Here is a 13,906-nt window from a genome sequence, read left to right as displayed (position 1 = left end):
TTACATTATTTATAAGGGCAATCTTAAGAGTTACTATCATAAATATGCTAAAAATTCATAGCTCAAATTTCATCCAAATTTCGATAGAAAACATAGCCGTAATGATATTTGTTTTTCAAAATAAACTTTTTATAAGCAAAGTTTGGATAAATTTGCCAAATGATCAAGGCAAAGAAACATTTTGGGCAAAACTTTTTACATGATCAAAATGTGCTGAACAAAATCATCCAATCGATTCCCAAAGATATGCAAAACATAGTAGAAATTGGGTCTGGCTTAGGTGATTTGACGTCAAAAATTTTGCAAATTTCAAGCTTAGTTACAAGCTACGAGATAGATAGCGAGCTTTACGAACTGCTTGAAAAAAAGTTTGCAAAAGAGATCAAAGACGGACGATTAAGACTTTTTTGCGTAGATGCGTTAAGTCAGTGGGACGAAAGCGGTTTGAGTGAGACAGACTACTTTTTAACGGCAAATTTGCCATACTACGTCGCCACAAAGATGATTTTAAACGCTATCGAAGATGAGAGATGTCGCGGGCTTGTTGTGATGATACAAAAAGAGGTCGCGGTCAAATTTAGCGCTAAAGGCGGCGAAAGCGAGTTTAGCGCGCTGGCGATTTTAGCTTCGCTTCAAGGCGGCTGCGAGCTGCTTTTTGACGTGCCAAGCGAGTGTTTTAACCCGCCTCCCAAAGTAACCTCATCTGTTATAAAAATTCAAAAAAGCAAAAATTTGATAGGCAAAAACGCTGTTTTTAAAACTAAATTTGAGTATGAAAAATTTAAAAATTTATTAAAAACCGCTTTTAGCGCACCGAGAAAGACGCTTAGCAAAAATTTATCTGCAAATTTCGATAAATCCTTGCTGGCTGAAATTTACGGCGAGCTAAATTTGAGCCAAAATTTACGTCCTCACGAGATCGACGCCAATGTTTATCTAAAAATATTTAAAAAACTAAAGGTAAACGATGAACGAAGACAAAGTTGTAGTCTCAAAAGGAAAGAGTAATAAAAAACGAAGATTTCGCCCGAAAAACAAGAACAACCAAGGCGAGATCAGCACAGAGGTAAGTGCCGAGCAAAAGGCGAGCAATAACGTTATAGATAATTTCTTTGCGGCTCCATTTGACGGCGAAGCAGAGGGTTTAAAACAAGCTAACACGAGCAAGCAAAACGGCAAAAAATCCAACTCAAAACAGCATAAAAAGCAACATTCGCAAAACGGCGGGCAAAATTCTCAAGCCCCTGCAAAAAATCATAATACTGAAAACAAAAACGCTAATGTAGCTCAAAACAGCTCAAATGATGATACTCAAAAGCCAAAAAAGAGCAAAAAAGCAAAGAAAAATTTGCCTGCTAAACTAAATGGTAACGAACAGTGGCAGCAAGATATCGCAAGTGCGATAGAGGCGAACAAAGCCACTCACGAGCTTCGTCTAGAGCCGCTTAAATACCTAAATTCAAGTGAGCATAAGATCCGCGTGACTCCGCTTGGCGGGCTTGGCGAGATCGGCGGAAACATGACAGTGTTTGAGACTGAAACAAGCGCGATAATCGTAGATATCGGCATGAGCTTTCCAAGCGAGAGCATGCACGGGGTGGATATCTTGATACCTGATTTTGACTACGTTAGAAAGATCAAAGACAAGGTAAAAGGTGTCATCATAACTCACGCGCACGAGGATCACATCGGTGCGGTGCCGTATTTTTACAAAGAGTTTAAGTTCCCGATCTACGCCACACCGCTTCCGCTTGGAATGATAAACAACAAATTTGAAGAGCATGGACTAAAGCAAGAACGCTCGCTCTTTCGCTCGGTTGAAAAGCGCAAGCCTTATCTGATCGGTGATTTTGAAGTTGAGTGGATACATATAACTCACTCCATTATCGACTCATCCGCGCTTGCCATCACGACAAAAGCCGGCACGATCTTGCACACGGGTGACTTTAAGATAGACCACACGCCTATTGACGGCTATCCGACGGACTTAGGACGTATCGCATACTACGGAGAAAGGGGCGTGCTGTGCCTAATGAGCGATAGCACAAACAGCTACAAAGAGGGCATCACAAAGAGCGAAAGCAGCGTAGGAAAGACCTTTGACGCGATATTTGCCAAAGCCAAAGGACGCGTGATAATGAGCACATTTAGCTCAAACATCCACCGCGTCTATCAGGCTATCGAGTGGGGGCTTAAATACAACCGCAAGGTCTGCGTCATCGGCAGAAGTATGGAGAGAAACCTCTATACAGCAATGGAGCTAGGCTACGTAAAGCTCGATAAGAAAATTTTTATAGACGCAAATGAGGTCGGCAAATTTAAAGATAACGAGGTGCTAATCGTAACCACAGGCAGCCAAGGCGAGACGATGAGTGCGCTATATCGCATGGCAACGGACGAGCACAAATACATAAAAATCAAGCCAACCGACCAGATCATAATCAGCTCAAAGGCAATCCCCGGCAACGAAACAAGCGTTTCAACGGTACTAAATTTCCTCATCAAATCAGGCGCAAGCGTAGCGTATCAGGATTTTAGCGAAATTCACGTAAGCGGACACGCCGCGCAAGAGGAGCAAAAGCTCATGATCCGCCTAACGAAGCCGAAATTTTTCCTTCCGGTTCACGGCGAATACAACCACATCGCAAAACACAAAGAGACAGCCATAAGCTGCGGAGTGGATGAGCGAAACATATATCTTATGAGTGACGGCGATCAGGTTGAAATTTGCCAAAAATATATGAAACGAGCAAAGACCGTTAAGACCGGTAAAGTCTTTATAGATAACCAGATCAACAAGCAAATTTCAGACGATGTCGTTATCGACCGCCAAAATTTGGCAGAAGCGGGCGTAGTCATGATCATCGCTCAAATTTCACGCCACAGCCAAAAGCTTATAAACAAACCGCGCGTAGTTAGCTACGGTCTCGTTGCAGACAAACAAGACGCGGAGTTTAGTAAAGAGATGGAAGAGGTGCTCGTGCAGTTTTTAAGCAACGTAAAAGAAGAGCTGTTAAAAGACAGCCGCATGCTTGAAAGCCAGGTGCGCCAAGTGATAAGAAAGCATATATTTAGGAAGGTTAAAAAATACCCTACCATCGTTCCGATAATTTATTTGATGTAAGGTTTAAAATGCAAGATATGATACAAATCGCAAGCGAAGTGCTAAAAGAAGAGGCCGCCGAGCTCATTAGGCAAGCTAACAAGCTTGGAAGCGAGATAGATGAGGCGGTAAATTTGATATATAACGCCAAAGGCAAGGTAATCGTAACAGGAGTCGGCAAAAGCGGGCATATAGGCGCTAAGATAGCTGCCACGCTTGCAAGCACGGGCACGCCAAGCTTTTTTATACACCCGACCGAGGCGATGCACGGCGACCTTGGGATGATAGATGAAAATGACGTTGTTTTGGCGATTAGCTTTAGCGGCGAGAGCGATGAGCTCGTGCGAATTTTGCCGCATATCAAGCGATTTGGTATCAAGATAATCGGCATGGCAAAGAGCAAGGAAAGTAGCCTTGGCAAATTTAGCGACGCTCTTTTAAAATTAGACATCATCAAAGAGGCCTGCCCGCTAAATATCGCTCCTACAACCTCAACCACTCTCACACTGGCTCTTGGCGACGCACTTGCGGTTTGCTTGATGAAAAAAAGAGAGTTTAAGAAAGAGGATTTTGCGAATTTCCATCCCGGCGGAAGCCTTGGCAAGAGGCTATTTGTCAAGGTTAAAGACGTAATGAAAACGCAAAATTTACCGATCATAAAAGATGATGTTAGCCTTAAATCAGCGATTGACGCGATGACTCACGGCAAGCTTGGTAACGTCTTGTTAGTTAATAACGAAGGCAAGCTAAAGGCCGTTTTAAGCGACGGAGACTTGCGTAGAGCGCTTATGAGCGAGAGCTTTGACATCAACGAAAAAGCGATAACCTACGCAACTAAAACGCCAAAAACACTAACAAACAAAGAGATGTTAGCAATAGATTCGCTAAAGCTGATAGAAGAGTACAAGATCCAAATTTTAGTAGTGCTTGACGAGGGCGAAAGACCGATCGGAGTGCTGCATATACATGATTTATCGAGTTTGGGGCTATAATGGAAAGTTCAAAAACAAGACTTAATAAATTTATCTCACACAACACGAGTTATTCGCGTCGCGAGGCCGATGAGCTCATCAAAAACGGCAAAGTTAGCGTAAATAACCGCGTTGTTAGCGAGCTTGCAACAAGTGTTAGCGATGAGGATAAGGTTAAGATAAACGGCCGCCTCGTAAAGCTTAAAAAAGATTTTACAGTGATCGTCTATCACAAGCAAAAGGGCGAGCTAGTGAGCAAAAAAGATGATCGCGGACGAAAGACGATATACGATAGCTTGCCGCGAAATTTTGCTAAATTTGTAAGCGTAGGCAGGCTTGATTACGCTAGTGAAGGGCTTTTGCTGCTAACTGACGCACCGGCTATCGCAACTGCACTTATGGATAGCGATTTAGAAAGAATGTATTATCTAAAAGTTAAAGGCGAAGTAGGGCAAGAAGTCATAACCGCAATGCAAGAGGGCTTTTTCGCCGAGGATGCAACCAAGGGCGCGCACGCTAAAACCGAGATAAAGTCAATGGAATTTAAGCCATTTTTAGCATATAAAATTTTTGGCTCAAGCGGCGGATACACGAAACTAAAAGTCATCATAAACGAAGGCAAAAACCGCGAATTAAGAAGGTTTTTTGGCTACTTTGACCTTGAAGTCATGGATCTAAAGCGCGTTAGCTACGGACGTGTCGATCTTGGCATGCTAAAGCCCGGCAAATGGCGCTACTTTGAAAACAGCGAATACGAAGATCTAAGGAATTTTTTAAAAACTAACAAAATTCGCTACTAAATTTAGCCGATTTTCTCGGCTAAATCTCAAATTTCACACTACATAACGCTTCTTTGGTTACAATTTTGCAAATTTAAAAACAGGATAAACATGCAAAATTTAATTCACAAATTTACAAATTCGGAATTTGAGATCAAATTCGCAAGATTTGCGCTCATCTTGGTGCTATTTTTATTTGGTAACTACAAGTGGTTTGAGTTTGAAGTCGAGCTTTTAAAGCCGATTATATCGGCAACTTGGCTAAATTTTCTCTATGCTATTTTTGGCTTTCACGGAGCTAGCTATTTTTTAGGAGTTATTGAAAGTATCGGATATATCGCACTTGCAATCGGTTACAAAAAGCCAAAAGCCGGAATTCTAGGCGCGCTCATCGTGATCCTAACTGGTCTTGTCACACTTAGCCTCATGCCGCAACTTGGCAAGCCGGATGGCTTCATACTTAAAGACATTTTCATGGTCGCACTTGGATTTATAATCCTAAAATACGATCTAACCAGAATACAAAAAGCTCGCAATCAAGCCTCTTTCATCTAAATTTTACACTTTCAAACTCGCACGATAAATAAAGCCGTGCGGGTTAATAGGCCAAATTTAGCCTTAAATTTTAGCAAATTTCATCCTTGACAAACCATTTTTAAAGTTATATACTTGCTCAAATGAATAATTGTTCATATATAAAGGCAAAAAATGCAAGAAAATATTCAAAATAGCGATTTAGAAGCGGTTTGCGAAAGCACGATCATACATCAAGATGTGATAGAAAAAGTAAAAAGCGAGCTAAAAAGCGAAGAAATTTTATACGATCTTGGGGATTTTTTTAAAATTTTAGGCGACACGACAAGGATAAAAATCCTAAGCGCACTATCCAAATCGCAAATGTGCGTCTGCGATATCGCAGCACTTTTTGGCATGAGTCACTCGGCCATCTCGCATCAGCTTAGAATACTTAAGCAAGGAAGACTGGTTAAGCACAAAAAACAGGGCAAGGTAGTTTATTATTCACTTGACGACGAACACGTAAAAAGCATCATCGAACAAGGACTTACGCACATCATGGAGAGATAAAATGAGTAGCGAGATAACCCTATCGCTTAGGAATCTAACCTGCGCGAACTGTGCGGCGAAGATCGAGGCAAAGATAGCAAAAATGCCTGATATAAAAGAGGCGAATTTAGACTTCTTGGGGCAAAAAATTTTTATAAAAAGTAGCAAAACCTTGCAGGTAGACAAGTTTGTCAAAGAAATTCAAGCCCTTGTTGACAGCATAGAAGACGGTGTTATCGTCACTCAATACAAGCAAAAAAGCGCTTCACATAATCATGAAAATAGCAGCATAAAAAACATAATCACAAAAATTGTCGCAGGCGGAGTACTCTTTGTCATCGCACTTACGGCTCCCGCTAGCGAAACGCTTAAATTTGCGCTATTTTTGGCAAGCTACTTTATCATCGGCTGGAGCGTGCTTGCAAGTGCTGCTAAAAACATCGTAAAAGGACGAGTGTTTGATGAAAATTTCCTTATGGGCATAGCCACGCTTGGAGCCTTTGTTATCAAAGAGTATCCCGAAGCCGTTGCCGTTATGCTCTTTTATCAGATAGGCGAGCTCTTTCAGGAGATGGCGGTAAACAAATCGCGCAAATCGATCGCCTCGCTTATGGATATAAGACCTGATTTTGCAAATTTAAAGTTTGGCGTACAGATACAAAAAGTCTCGCCCGAAAGCGTTAAAGTGGGCGATCTCATTGTCGTAAAACCGGGCGAAAAGGTGCCGCTTGACGGAGAGATCATAGGGGGATTTTCTACTTTTGACACCTCGGCTCTTACAGGAGAATCGCTTCCAAAAGAGATCGACATAGGAGAAAGTGCGCTAAGCGGCTACATAAACAAAAGCGCGCTGGTAACGATAAAAGTAAGCAAAATTTTCGCCGAATCAACGGTCTCAAAGATACTTTATCTCGTGCAAAATGCAAGCTCTAAAAAATCAAAAACGGAAAATTTCATCACGAAATTTGCAAGGTATTACACTCCCGCAGTCGTTCTCGTCGCGCTTATGCTTGCATTTATCCCGCCGATTATCTTTAACGAAGAGCTATCGGTTTGGGCCTATAAGGCGCTTGTATTTTTGGTTATCTCATGCCCCTGCGCGCTAGTTGTCTCCATCCCGCTTGGGTTTTTTGGCGGTATCGGTGGCGCTTCAAAGCACGGCATACTCATTAAGGGCGCAAACTATCTAGAAGCATTAAACAGCGTCGATACAGTCGTTTTTGATAAGACAGGAACGCTTACAAAAGGAGTTTTTAAAGTAAGCAAGATCAAGCTATGCAGCAAAAATTTACAAATAAAAAGCGAAGAAGAGTTGCTAAAGCTAGCGGCCCATGCGGAATTTTTCTCAACCCATCCGATCGCAAATTCCATCGTAAAAGAGTACGAGAGCAAGGGAAGCAAAATCAACGAATTAGATATCTTGAAATTTGAAGAAGTAGCAGGGCAGGGAATAAAAGCAAGCATAAGCGGCAAGGATATAATTGCTGGCAATGCCAAATTTATGACTCTTCAAGGAGTTAAATTTGAGGCCTCAAACGAACTTGGAACGGTGGTTTATATAGCGATAAACGGAGAATTTGCAGGCAAATTTATAATAACCGATGAGTTAAAAACAGACGCCAAAGAGGCGATTTTAAAGATCAAAAAAGAAGGTGTAAAAGACACTGTAATGCTAACAGGAGATAGCAAAGAAATCGCACAAGATGTCGCGGATAAACTTGGCATTACGCAAGTTTTTGCAGAGCTTTTGCCCACACAAAAAGTCGAGAAACTAGAAGAAATTTTAGCCCAAAAAGCAGGGTGGGGCAAAGTGATGTTCGTAGGAGACGGCATAAACGACGCACCAGTGCTTGCAAGAGCCGACGTGGGCGTAGCTATGGGCGGAGTCGGAAGCGACGCGGCGATAGAAGCAGCCGATATCGTCATAATGAACGATGAGCCCTCAAAGATAGCAACCGCGCTTAAAATCGCCAAAAAAACGCGTGCGATCGTTTGGCAAAACATCATCTTCGCACTCGGCGTAAAAGCCGCCATCATGATAATGGGAGCCTTAGGATACGCAACGATGTGGGAAGCCGTGTTTGGCGATGTAGGCGTGGCACTTATAGCGATACTAAATTCCGTTAGGGCGATGAGGTGAAATAAAATTTTATCTCATATATCTTGCTTTAAGATTTTTCATCATAAAATCTCTAAAATATAATTAGATAAATTTAAGAAGCTGCCTAAAGAAGAGTCTTATTAAATTTAACCGAGTCAAGAGATTGAAGTCCATACTAGAGATAATTAAAATCGCAGAAATTCCAAAGCCGGTCATAATAATATACTTTGTAATGGCTATCGTGTCATCATTTTTTGCCGTCACTCCGGCTCAATTTTTCGGCTTTACAATAAGTGCGATATCTAATGGCGCAAATAACGGCTTGATATATGATCTCATCACAAAAACTACAAATTTAGAGCCAAGCAGTTATAATCTGGCAATTGCGGGCATTGTTTTATTTTTTGCTTCATCAATCGTATATATTTTATTTAGAAATTTTTTCTGCTATATAGTCGTTATCATCGCGCAAAAAATCATAATAAACGTTAGAAAAAAGCTATTTATAAAACTAACCAATATCGATTTTAAAGAGATCATTAAGATGTCAAAAGGAGATGTGATCTACACTTTGATGAATGATACTCAAAGACTTGAATATATCTTTGAAAGACCGTTTTATACGATTTTTAGCGATATTTTTGATTTTATTTTCGTAGTAGGATTTTTGCTATACATTGAGCCTGCAGTCTTATTGATCCTGCTTATCACAACACCTTTTATATATATTTTTAGCATAAAGACAGCTAGGATCCAAAAACAAACATCCGCCAACACTCAAAAAGCGGATTCTAAAATAACCGTTAGTATAGAGCAACTTCTTGGCGGATATGAAACTATCAAGTCATTTAATGCCGAAGCTAAAGAGCAAGAACGCTTCAACAAACTATCCGATGAGTCATACAAAAATAGAAAAGCAGGAACCAAAAGCCTTTCTATCTTTATGCCTATTGAAGGAACTTTAAGCACTATAGGAATCGCCTTAGTGCTTTTATATGCCGTGTATCAAGTTAGTAATCATGCTCTTGCAGTCGGCATGATAGTTGTGATAGCCGACTACTCGCGCAAATTTTATCAACCCATTCGAAACATCTCTAATTATTTGCAAGTCATTCAAAAAGCGCTTGTTTCGATAGGCAAAATAATAGAATTTTTAAGCATAAAAGAAGAGGTGCAAACCAGCTTGCTTAAAAAAGAGATCAAATATAAAGATGTCCCTGTGGTGGTAAATAATTTAAAAATTTATTTGGATGAAGTAGAGTTAGTAAAAGAAATTTCGTTTAAATGCCATAAAAATGAGTTGATCCTGATAAAGGGCCGTAGCGGAAGCGGTAAAACATCGATCATTAGGGCGTTTGTGGGGCTTTATAAAGTCTCAAATGGTATGATTTATATTAACGGAATAGACATAAATTCTTACTCTAATAAAGAGCTAAGAGCGGCTATATCTTATTGCGGTCAAAGGACATTTTTGCATGATGATACGATTATTAATAATATCTTATATCCAAATTCAAGTCGCGATTTAAACGGCATTTTGGCTTATTTGGAGAAATTAAATTTGAAGCACTTAAACATCGACGAAACGATAGGAGATGATGGCAATAAACTCTCAGGCGGAGAGAAATCAAGAATGGCATTTCTAAGAGCCGTTATGAAAAACTCTAAAATTTTATTCTTAGACGAAGCTACTTCGGCACTAGACAAAGATAATGAAAATATCGTAATTGATCTATTACAAGAGCTTAAACAAGATGGCTGGGCTATTATATTTTGCACGCATAGCAATAACGAAGAACTGATCAATATAGCGGATAAAGTGGTGTGCATGGATTAGTGTTATTGTGAAATGGTGGTATGCCACAACCTGTCATATTAATATGTTAAATTTCCATTATAAGTTATATAAAGAAAGGAAAGTAATGTATATTTATGTTTTGTATGGAGTTATAGTTTTAGCAATCGGATACTTTCTTGTTGTGTATTTTAATAAAAATAGATTTTTTCAAACAGTAAAAAGTAAATACCAGCTAGAGAACTATATCAACAATAATTCTTTCAACTCTATTGATAAAACACTCAAAGATGAAATCGCAAAGAATAATTAAAATAAAATTATTACTTTCTATATAGCGAGAGATGAACTATATGATGAATTAAAATCATTACAAAAAAGACTTTTAAAGATGTGTAATCTTTTTAGAAATAACTCAAATGATAACTTTATAAAAAGAAATAGGCTTTTAAAATTGAGATATTTTGAGAATAAAAGCTTTCAACTCTTTGACAACTATTCTAATTTAAACGAAAAAATACTAAAGAGTAATGATATATTAAAAGATTTTAAAGTTCTTGATGACTTAACGATTATGCTAAGATATATAAAAGAAATTATGGTAAAGAACAATATAAAAGTCTTAGATGAAATAACAAATGTTAGCTATTCCGAAAAAAAGAAATCTAGTCTCGTCATCCAATACATGATTTGATGATCTTTGGATCACTTTTACGTCTGAGTTCATAACGCTTTGACGAATAAACTCAGACTTTGTAGGTCCTGATTTATTACATTTTACAGCTAAAATTTCATCGAATTGTTTTGAAATTCTGATTTTAATTTCTCTGTCTTTTGTAAAACTATTCAACATATAATATCCAAAAAAATATACTAAGGCTTAGGTTCCGTTTCGTAGCGTTAGCGTAGAAATGGACAAGCCGGTAAGTTTTATCCATTTATGCGCGAGCATAGGCGGATAAAACAACACATATGAATTACAAAAAATAGTTAGCAAGTCTGCAAACTTGACTTATTTTTTGTAATAGCCCTCTGCAAGAGCCTGAATATATGTGGAGGACGGATGTACCCACATATATGTATCAGGCTATTTATCCTATATGCAAGAATTGATAGATTATTTTTCATTTTTGCTAAGCCATTTTTTATATTCAGCTTTGGCTCTACCAATATCGTTATCAAATAGATATATGACAAATTGTTCAATATTAAAAATATCTTCTTTTTCTGCCTTCAAATATATTATAAGATTGCTAATCTGCTCTTCTTGTTCCTGAATCTGAGAGCTGTAAGTTAAACTTTTGTACGCTATAGGCACTATCCAAAAAGATGATAACATTAATACTAGAACCAATCCACCAAAAACTCCTGCAACGATAGTTGATATGGGCATTGTATTTTTTATTGCTTGGCTTGTTTTATTGAATGAATTTTGAGCCTTTACGATTTCGTCTTTAGCCACCATTATATTTTTAACAGAAGCATTTGTTTTTATTTCGATCTCTTTTGTGATGTTGCTTGCTTTTTGGTCCATCTTATTGATTGTTTTTAAGATTTCTTCTTTAGCTTTTTGAGCTTCAAGGACAGATTTTTCTAGAGCAAAATTTGCAGTTGCCGCCTCTTTGGTTGAGGATTGATTCATTATGATTGCCATGAATCAACCTCCTCTTGATTAGTGCTATCATCATTTATTAATATCTGTTGTTTTTGTGTATTACTATTCTGATTGTCTATGTTTTGATTTTGATTTTTTGACCGATTTGTTTCGTACTCCTCTTTCCATGCTTTTAACTCTTTTTCTGATACTTTCAAAGATAGCTTGCTCTCTATGAACTCCTTGAGTTTTTTAAGGCTCATAGGTCTAGAAAAGAATATTTCCGAGTATTTTTGTTTGATAATATGCTTAGCGCCTAAAGACAAAAAATCTTCAAGCTCTCTCTCAAGTTGTTCTTTACTGTATTTTTTCATTTAGAATCCTTTATCAGTTTTAAATTCTTTGTATCAATTCTTTCATTATCTTCCAGCCATTGTTTTATTGAGTCACGTTTATATAGTATATTACGACCGATTTTGACAAAAGCCAACTTCGGCCCATTGCTTTTAAACATTCTCCATTTAGCTAGAGTATTCTTACTTACGCCTATCATCTCTGCTACCTCGTTATCTTTTGCATAAATTTCTTTTAAAGTCATAAAAATTCCTTTTAAATGATTTTTGATAGAAGTATATTATTTTTATTTCCTAAAAACCTGAATCAAAATGTAACATATTGAATATATTTAGTTACATATAATATTATTTAAGTATTTTTTAATTAAAAAGATTGTATTATAATTAGATTTTTTTAAAAAATTAGTAATATTTGAGTTATAATTTAAGAAAGTATTTTTGTATAGTAAAGCCTTAAAATTCGGCTTTACTATTAAAATTTATATAATTTTATTGATAATTTAATTTTTGCTTAAGGTGCTATAAACTAAACAAATAATCGCTGTACCACTGCATTAGCTTATGTTTTTGATCCATTGTTGCTTTTTCTCTCTCATATGCATATTTAATCTGATTAAATTCTTTATGGGCTAAAACACTCTCTATAGCTTCCTCTGTTATTCCTAATTTATAAAGTTCTGCTTTATTTACAGAGCAAATAGTCCTAAAAGTAGCCCTAAAGCCGTGAGAGGTAGCAACACATTTATATTTATCTTTTTCTCCCATATTTCTTATTGCCTTACTGATTGCGTCTCTATGGATATGACCATCCTTATTTAGGCTTGGAAATACAAATTTCATATCTCCGCTAAAAAGTTGCTGTTCTTTTAGAATAGCAACTACTTGCTTGCTTAGTGCGACTTTATGCATAAATCCTGTCTTCATCTCGTTTGCTTGTATAGTCCATACTGCGTTTTGCATATCAATATCAGCCCATTTTGCTTGAGCTGTATTAATCGGACGGTTGACACATAAAATTTGAAGATAGATGGCACGCTTAGTTTGAAGCTGCATTTTATTATCTAATTTTAAGTCTTTTAAAAACTCTCTTATCCCATCATCAGTAGTTAGCGCGGCATATCTTGTATCTATTTGATTTTTTAAATTAAAACGACTTGATTGTAGGAAATTCTTTTTCAAGTCTAAAGCTTGGATCATGATCTATATATCTATCTTTGATAGCCATTGAAAAAACATTATGCAAGTGGTTTATAAGGCGGTGTATTGTCTCAAGACGACTTGTTTTAGGATTACTAGGGTTAAAAATGGCATTAAAGACCTCTAAAAGTTCGCTATACTTTATATTTTTTACATCTCTCTCGCCAAATTTAGGAAGTATATAAAGATTGTTCATCTGAATAATCTTTTTTAGATAAGTCTGGCTAATACCGTTTTTCTGTTTTTGCTCTATGTATATATTAAATAGACTTTTAAATTTATACTTATCATTCTTGCCTTTAATGGTATCTATATCCTTACCGCTTTCAAGCTCTTTTAGTAGTTTTACGGCGTCTATCCTTGCTTCGCTTACACTATAAATACCTTCTCTAAACTCACCTATTGTAAGCGACTTATCATCCTTTGTTCTTATAAAGAATGTTTTCTTACCGCTTGGATTAAGCCACAAATATAACTCTTTGGGATTTCCTACAGCTATTTTCTTTTTAGATTTTGGAGGTTGCAGTTTTCTAATATCTTTATCTTGAAGATTTGCCTTAGAGATGTTTGCCATTTAATTCCTTTCGTTTTCATGTTTTCTTATGTTTTTTACAAAAGTCCCAGAATTAAAAAAGTCCCTTAATTAGTCCCTAAATTAATCAGAAACAATTATAGCACAAAGGGTAATCAAAGCAACTAATTGGAAATCAAAAATGCTGTAAAGCCCTTAAGTAAGGCATTTAACAGAATTAAAAAGAAGGGATTGAAACTTAAAGAAAGTTTAAATGGTGGAGTTAAGCGGGATCGAACCGCCGACCTCTTGAATGCCATTCAAGCGCTCTCCCAGCTGAGCTATAACCCCAAAAGTGTTTTGAGATTATATACACATTTTACTTACAATAAATTTAATTTTTTAACAAAATAAAATATTTTTTTAAGCATAGT

The 13,906-nt window shown here is 37.3% G+C and carries 15 protein-coding genes and 1 tRNA gene; 9 read left to right on the top strand and 7 right to left on the bottom strand.

The genetic code is table 11. The features are described 5' to 3' along the window. Window positions 1-44 precede the first annotated feature (44 nt). The 9 genes from CDOMF_RS00415 to CDOMF_RS00375 all read left to right on the top strand — a co-directional run bounded on the left by CDOMF_RS00415 (window position 45) and on the right by CDOMF_RS00375 (window position 9,856). Window positions 45-203, top strand: a complete 159-nt coding sequence (locus CDOMF_RS00415; protein WP_260951947.1) for a hypothetical protein — start codon at window positions 45-47, stop codon at window positions 201-203. Further along, window positions 160-1,008 (top strand): 16S rRNA (adenine(1518)-N(6)/adenine(1519)-N(6))-dimethyltransferase RsmA, encoded by an 849-nt coding sequence (gene rsmA / locus CDOMF_RS00410; protein ID WP_260951946.1) that lies wholly within the window; start codon window positions 160-162, stop codon window positions 1,006-1,008. Before CDOMF_RS00415 ends, rsmA begins: the two co-directional genes overlap by 44 nt. After that, complete coding sequence (locus CDOMF_RS00405) at window positions 968-3,124, top strand: ribonuclease J (RefSeq protein WP_260951945.1); 2,157 nt, start codon at window positions 968-970, stop codon at window positions 3,122-3,124. The genes rsmA and CDOMF_RS00405 overlap by 41 nt, the downstream gene beginning before the upstream one ends. 8 nt (window positions 3,125-3,132) lie before the next feature. Next, window positions 3,133-4,095, top strand: coding sequence for a KpsF/GutQ family sugar-phosphate isomerase (locus CDOMF_RS00400; RefSeq protein WP_260951944.1), 963 nt, complete (start codon window positions 3,133-3,135; stop codon window positions 4,093-4,095). Beyond that, a complete protein-coding gene (locus CDOMF_RS00395; protein WP_260951943.1) occupies window positions 4,095-4,874 on the top strand; it encodes a pseudouridine synthase in 780 nt (259 codons plus the stop codon). Before CDOMF_RS00400 ends, CDOMF_RS00395 begins: the two co-directional genes overlap by 1 nt. 90 nt (window positions 4,875-4,964) lie before the next feature. Continuing rightward, window positions 4,965-5,408, top strand: a complete 444-nt coding sequence (locus CDOMF_RS00390) for a YkgB family protein (protein WP_260951942.1) — start codon at window positions 4,965-4,967, stop codon at window positions 5,406-5,408. 153 nt (window positions 5,409-5,561) lie between these two features. Continuing rightward, a complete protein-coding gene (locus CDOMF_RS00385; protein ID WP_260951941.1) occupies window positions 5,562-5,939 on the top strand; it encodes an ArsR/SmtB family transcription factor in 378 nt (125 codons plus the stop codon). 1 nt (window position 5,940) lies between these two features. Beyond that, entirely contained in the window at window positions 5,941-8,058 is a 2,118-nt protein-coding gene (locus CDOMF_RS00380) for a heavy metal translocating P-type ATPase (protein WP_260951940.1), read from the top strand. Between the two features lie 124 nt (window positions 8,059-8,182). Then, the gene (locus CDOMF_RS00375) at window positions 8,183-9,856 is read left to right on the top strand and encodes an ABC transporter ATP-binding protein (RefSeq protein WP_260951939.1); all 1,674 of its coding nucleotides are present in this window, start codon (window positions 8,183-8,185) and stop codon (window positions 9,854-9,856) included. 580 nt (window positions 9,857-10,436) lie between these two features. Here the strand turns inward: CDOMF_RS00375 and CDOMF_RS00370 are convergent. From CDOMF_RS00370 to CDOMF_RS00340, 7 genes are all read right to left on the bottom strand, one after another. Next, window positions 10,437-10,667, bottom strand: a complete 231-nt coding sequence (locus tag CDOMF_RS00370) for a ribbon-helix-helix protein, CopG family (RefSeq protein WP_260951444.1) — start codon at window positions 10,665-10,667, stop codon at window positions 10,437-10,439. A gap of 264 nt (window positions 10,668-10,931) precedes the next feature. Then, a complete protein-coding gene (locus CDOMF_RS00365; RefSeq protein WP_260951445.1) occupies window positions 10,932-11,468 on the bottom strand; it encodes a hypothetical protein in 537 nt (178 codons plus the stop codon). Then, window positions 11,456-11,782, bottom strand: a complete 327-nt coding sequence (locus CDOMF_RS00360) for a hypothetical protein (RefSeq protein ID WP_260951446.1) — start codon at window positions 11,780-11,782, stop codon at window positions 11,456-11,458. Before CDOMF_RS00360 ends, CDOMF_RS00365 begins: the two co-directional genes overlap by 13 nt. Then, window positions 11,779-12,006, bottom strand: a complete 228-nt coding sequence (locus CDOMF_RS00355) for a helix-turn-helix domain-containing protein (protein ID WP_260951447.1) — start codon at window positions 12,004-12,006, stop codon at window positions 11,779-11,781. Before CDOMF_RS00355 ends, CDOMF_RS00360 begins: the two co-directional genes overlap by 4 nt. 277 nt (window positions 12,007-12,283) lie before the next feature. After that, on the bottom strand, window positions 12,284-12,943 hold the full coding sequence (locus tag CDOMF_RS00350) for a tyrosine-type recombinase/integrase (RefSeq protein ID WP_260951448.1): 660 nt from the start codon (window positions 12,941-12,943) through the stop codon (window positions 12,284-12,286). Then, window positions 12,909-13,535, bottom strand: a complete 627-nt coding sequence (locus CDOMF_RS00345; protein WP_260951449.1) for an Arm DNA-binding domain-containing protein — start codon at window positions 13,533-13,535, stop codon at window positions 12,909-12,911. Before CDOMF_RS00345 ends, CDOMF_RS00350 begins: the two co-directional genes overlap by 35 nt. 212 nt (window positions 13,536-13,747) lie before the next feature. Next, window positions 13,748-13,823: transfer RNA gene (locus tag CDOMF_RS00340), tRNA-Ala, on the bottom strand. Window positions 13,824-13,906: the final 83 nt, after the last annotated feature.

This window comes from Campylobacter sp. RM16187, assembly GCF_025319965.1.
In the GTDB taxonomy this organism is placed as follows: domain Bacteria; phylum Campylobacterota; class Campylobacteria; order Campylobacterales; family Campylobacteraceae; genus Campylobacter_A.
The sequence above is the reverse complement of the archived record's forward strand: the minus strand, read 5'-3'. Positions and strand labels throughout refer to the sequence as shown.

What these genes read in the sequence shown, in the direction of transcription:
- CDOMF_RS00415 (WP_260951947.1), top strand. Translation starts at nt 45, where the DNA reads ATGCTAAAAATTCATAGCTCAAATTTCATCCAAATTTCGATAGAAAAC.
- rsmA (WP_260951946.1), top strand. Translation starts at nt 160, where the DNA reads ATGATCAAGGCAAAGAAACATTTTGGGCAAAACTTTTTACATGATCAA.
- CDOMF_RS00405 (WP_260951945.1), top strand. Translation starts at nt 968, where the DNA reads ATGAACGAAGACAAAGTTGTAGTCTCAAAAGGAAAGAGTAATAAAAAA.
- CDOMF_RS00400 (WP_260951944.1), top strand. Translation starts at nt 3,133, where the DNA reads ATGCAAGATATGATACAAATCGCAAGCGAAGTGCTAAAAGAAGAGGCC.
- CDOMF_RS00395 (WP_260951943.1), top strand. Translation starts at nt 4,095, where the DNA reads ATGGAAAGTTCAAAAACAAGACTTAATAAATTTATCTCACACAACACG.
- CDOMF_RS00390 (WP_260951942.1), top strand. Translation starts at nt 4,965, where the DNA reads ATGCAAAATTTAATTCACAAATTTACAAATTCGGAATTTGAGATCAAA.
- CDOMF_RS00385 (WP_260951941.1), top strand. Translation starts at nt 5,562, where the DNA reads ATGCAAGAAAATATTCAAAATAGCGATTTAGAAGCGGTTTGCGAAAGC.
- CDOMF_RS00380 (WP_260951940.1), top strand. Translation starts at nt 5,941, where the DNA reads ATGAGTAGCGAGATAACCCTATCGCTTAGGAATCTAACCTGCGCGAAC.
- CDOMF_RS00370 (WP_260951444.1), bottom strand. Translation starts at nt 10,667, where the DNA reads ATGTTGAATAGTTTTACAAAAGACAGAGAAATTAAAATCAGAATTTCA.
- CDOMF_RS00365 (WP_260951445.1), bottom strand. Translation starts at nt 11,468, where the DNA reads ATGGCAATCATAATGAATCAATCCTCAACCAAAGAGGCGGCAACTGCA.
- CDOMF_RS00360 (WP_260951446.1), bottom strand. Translation starts at nt 11,782, where the DNA reads ATGAAAAAATACAGTAAAGAACAACTTGAGAGAGAGCTTGAAGATTTT.
- CDOMF_RS00355 (WP_260951447.1), bottom strand. Translation starts at nt 12,006, where the DNA reads ATGACTTTAAAAGAAATTTATGCAAAAGATAACGAGGTAGCAGAGATG.
- CDOMF_RS00345 (WP_260951449.1), bottom strand. Translation starts at nt 13,535, where the DNA reads ATGGCAAACATCTCTAAGGCAAATCTTCAAGATAAAGATATTAGAAAA.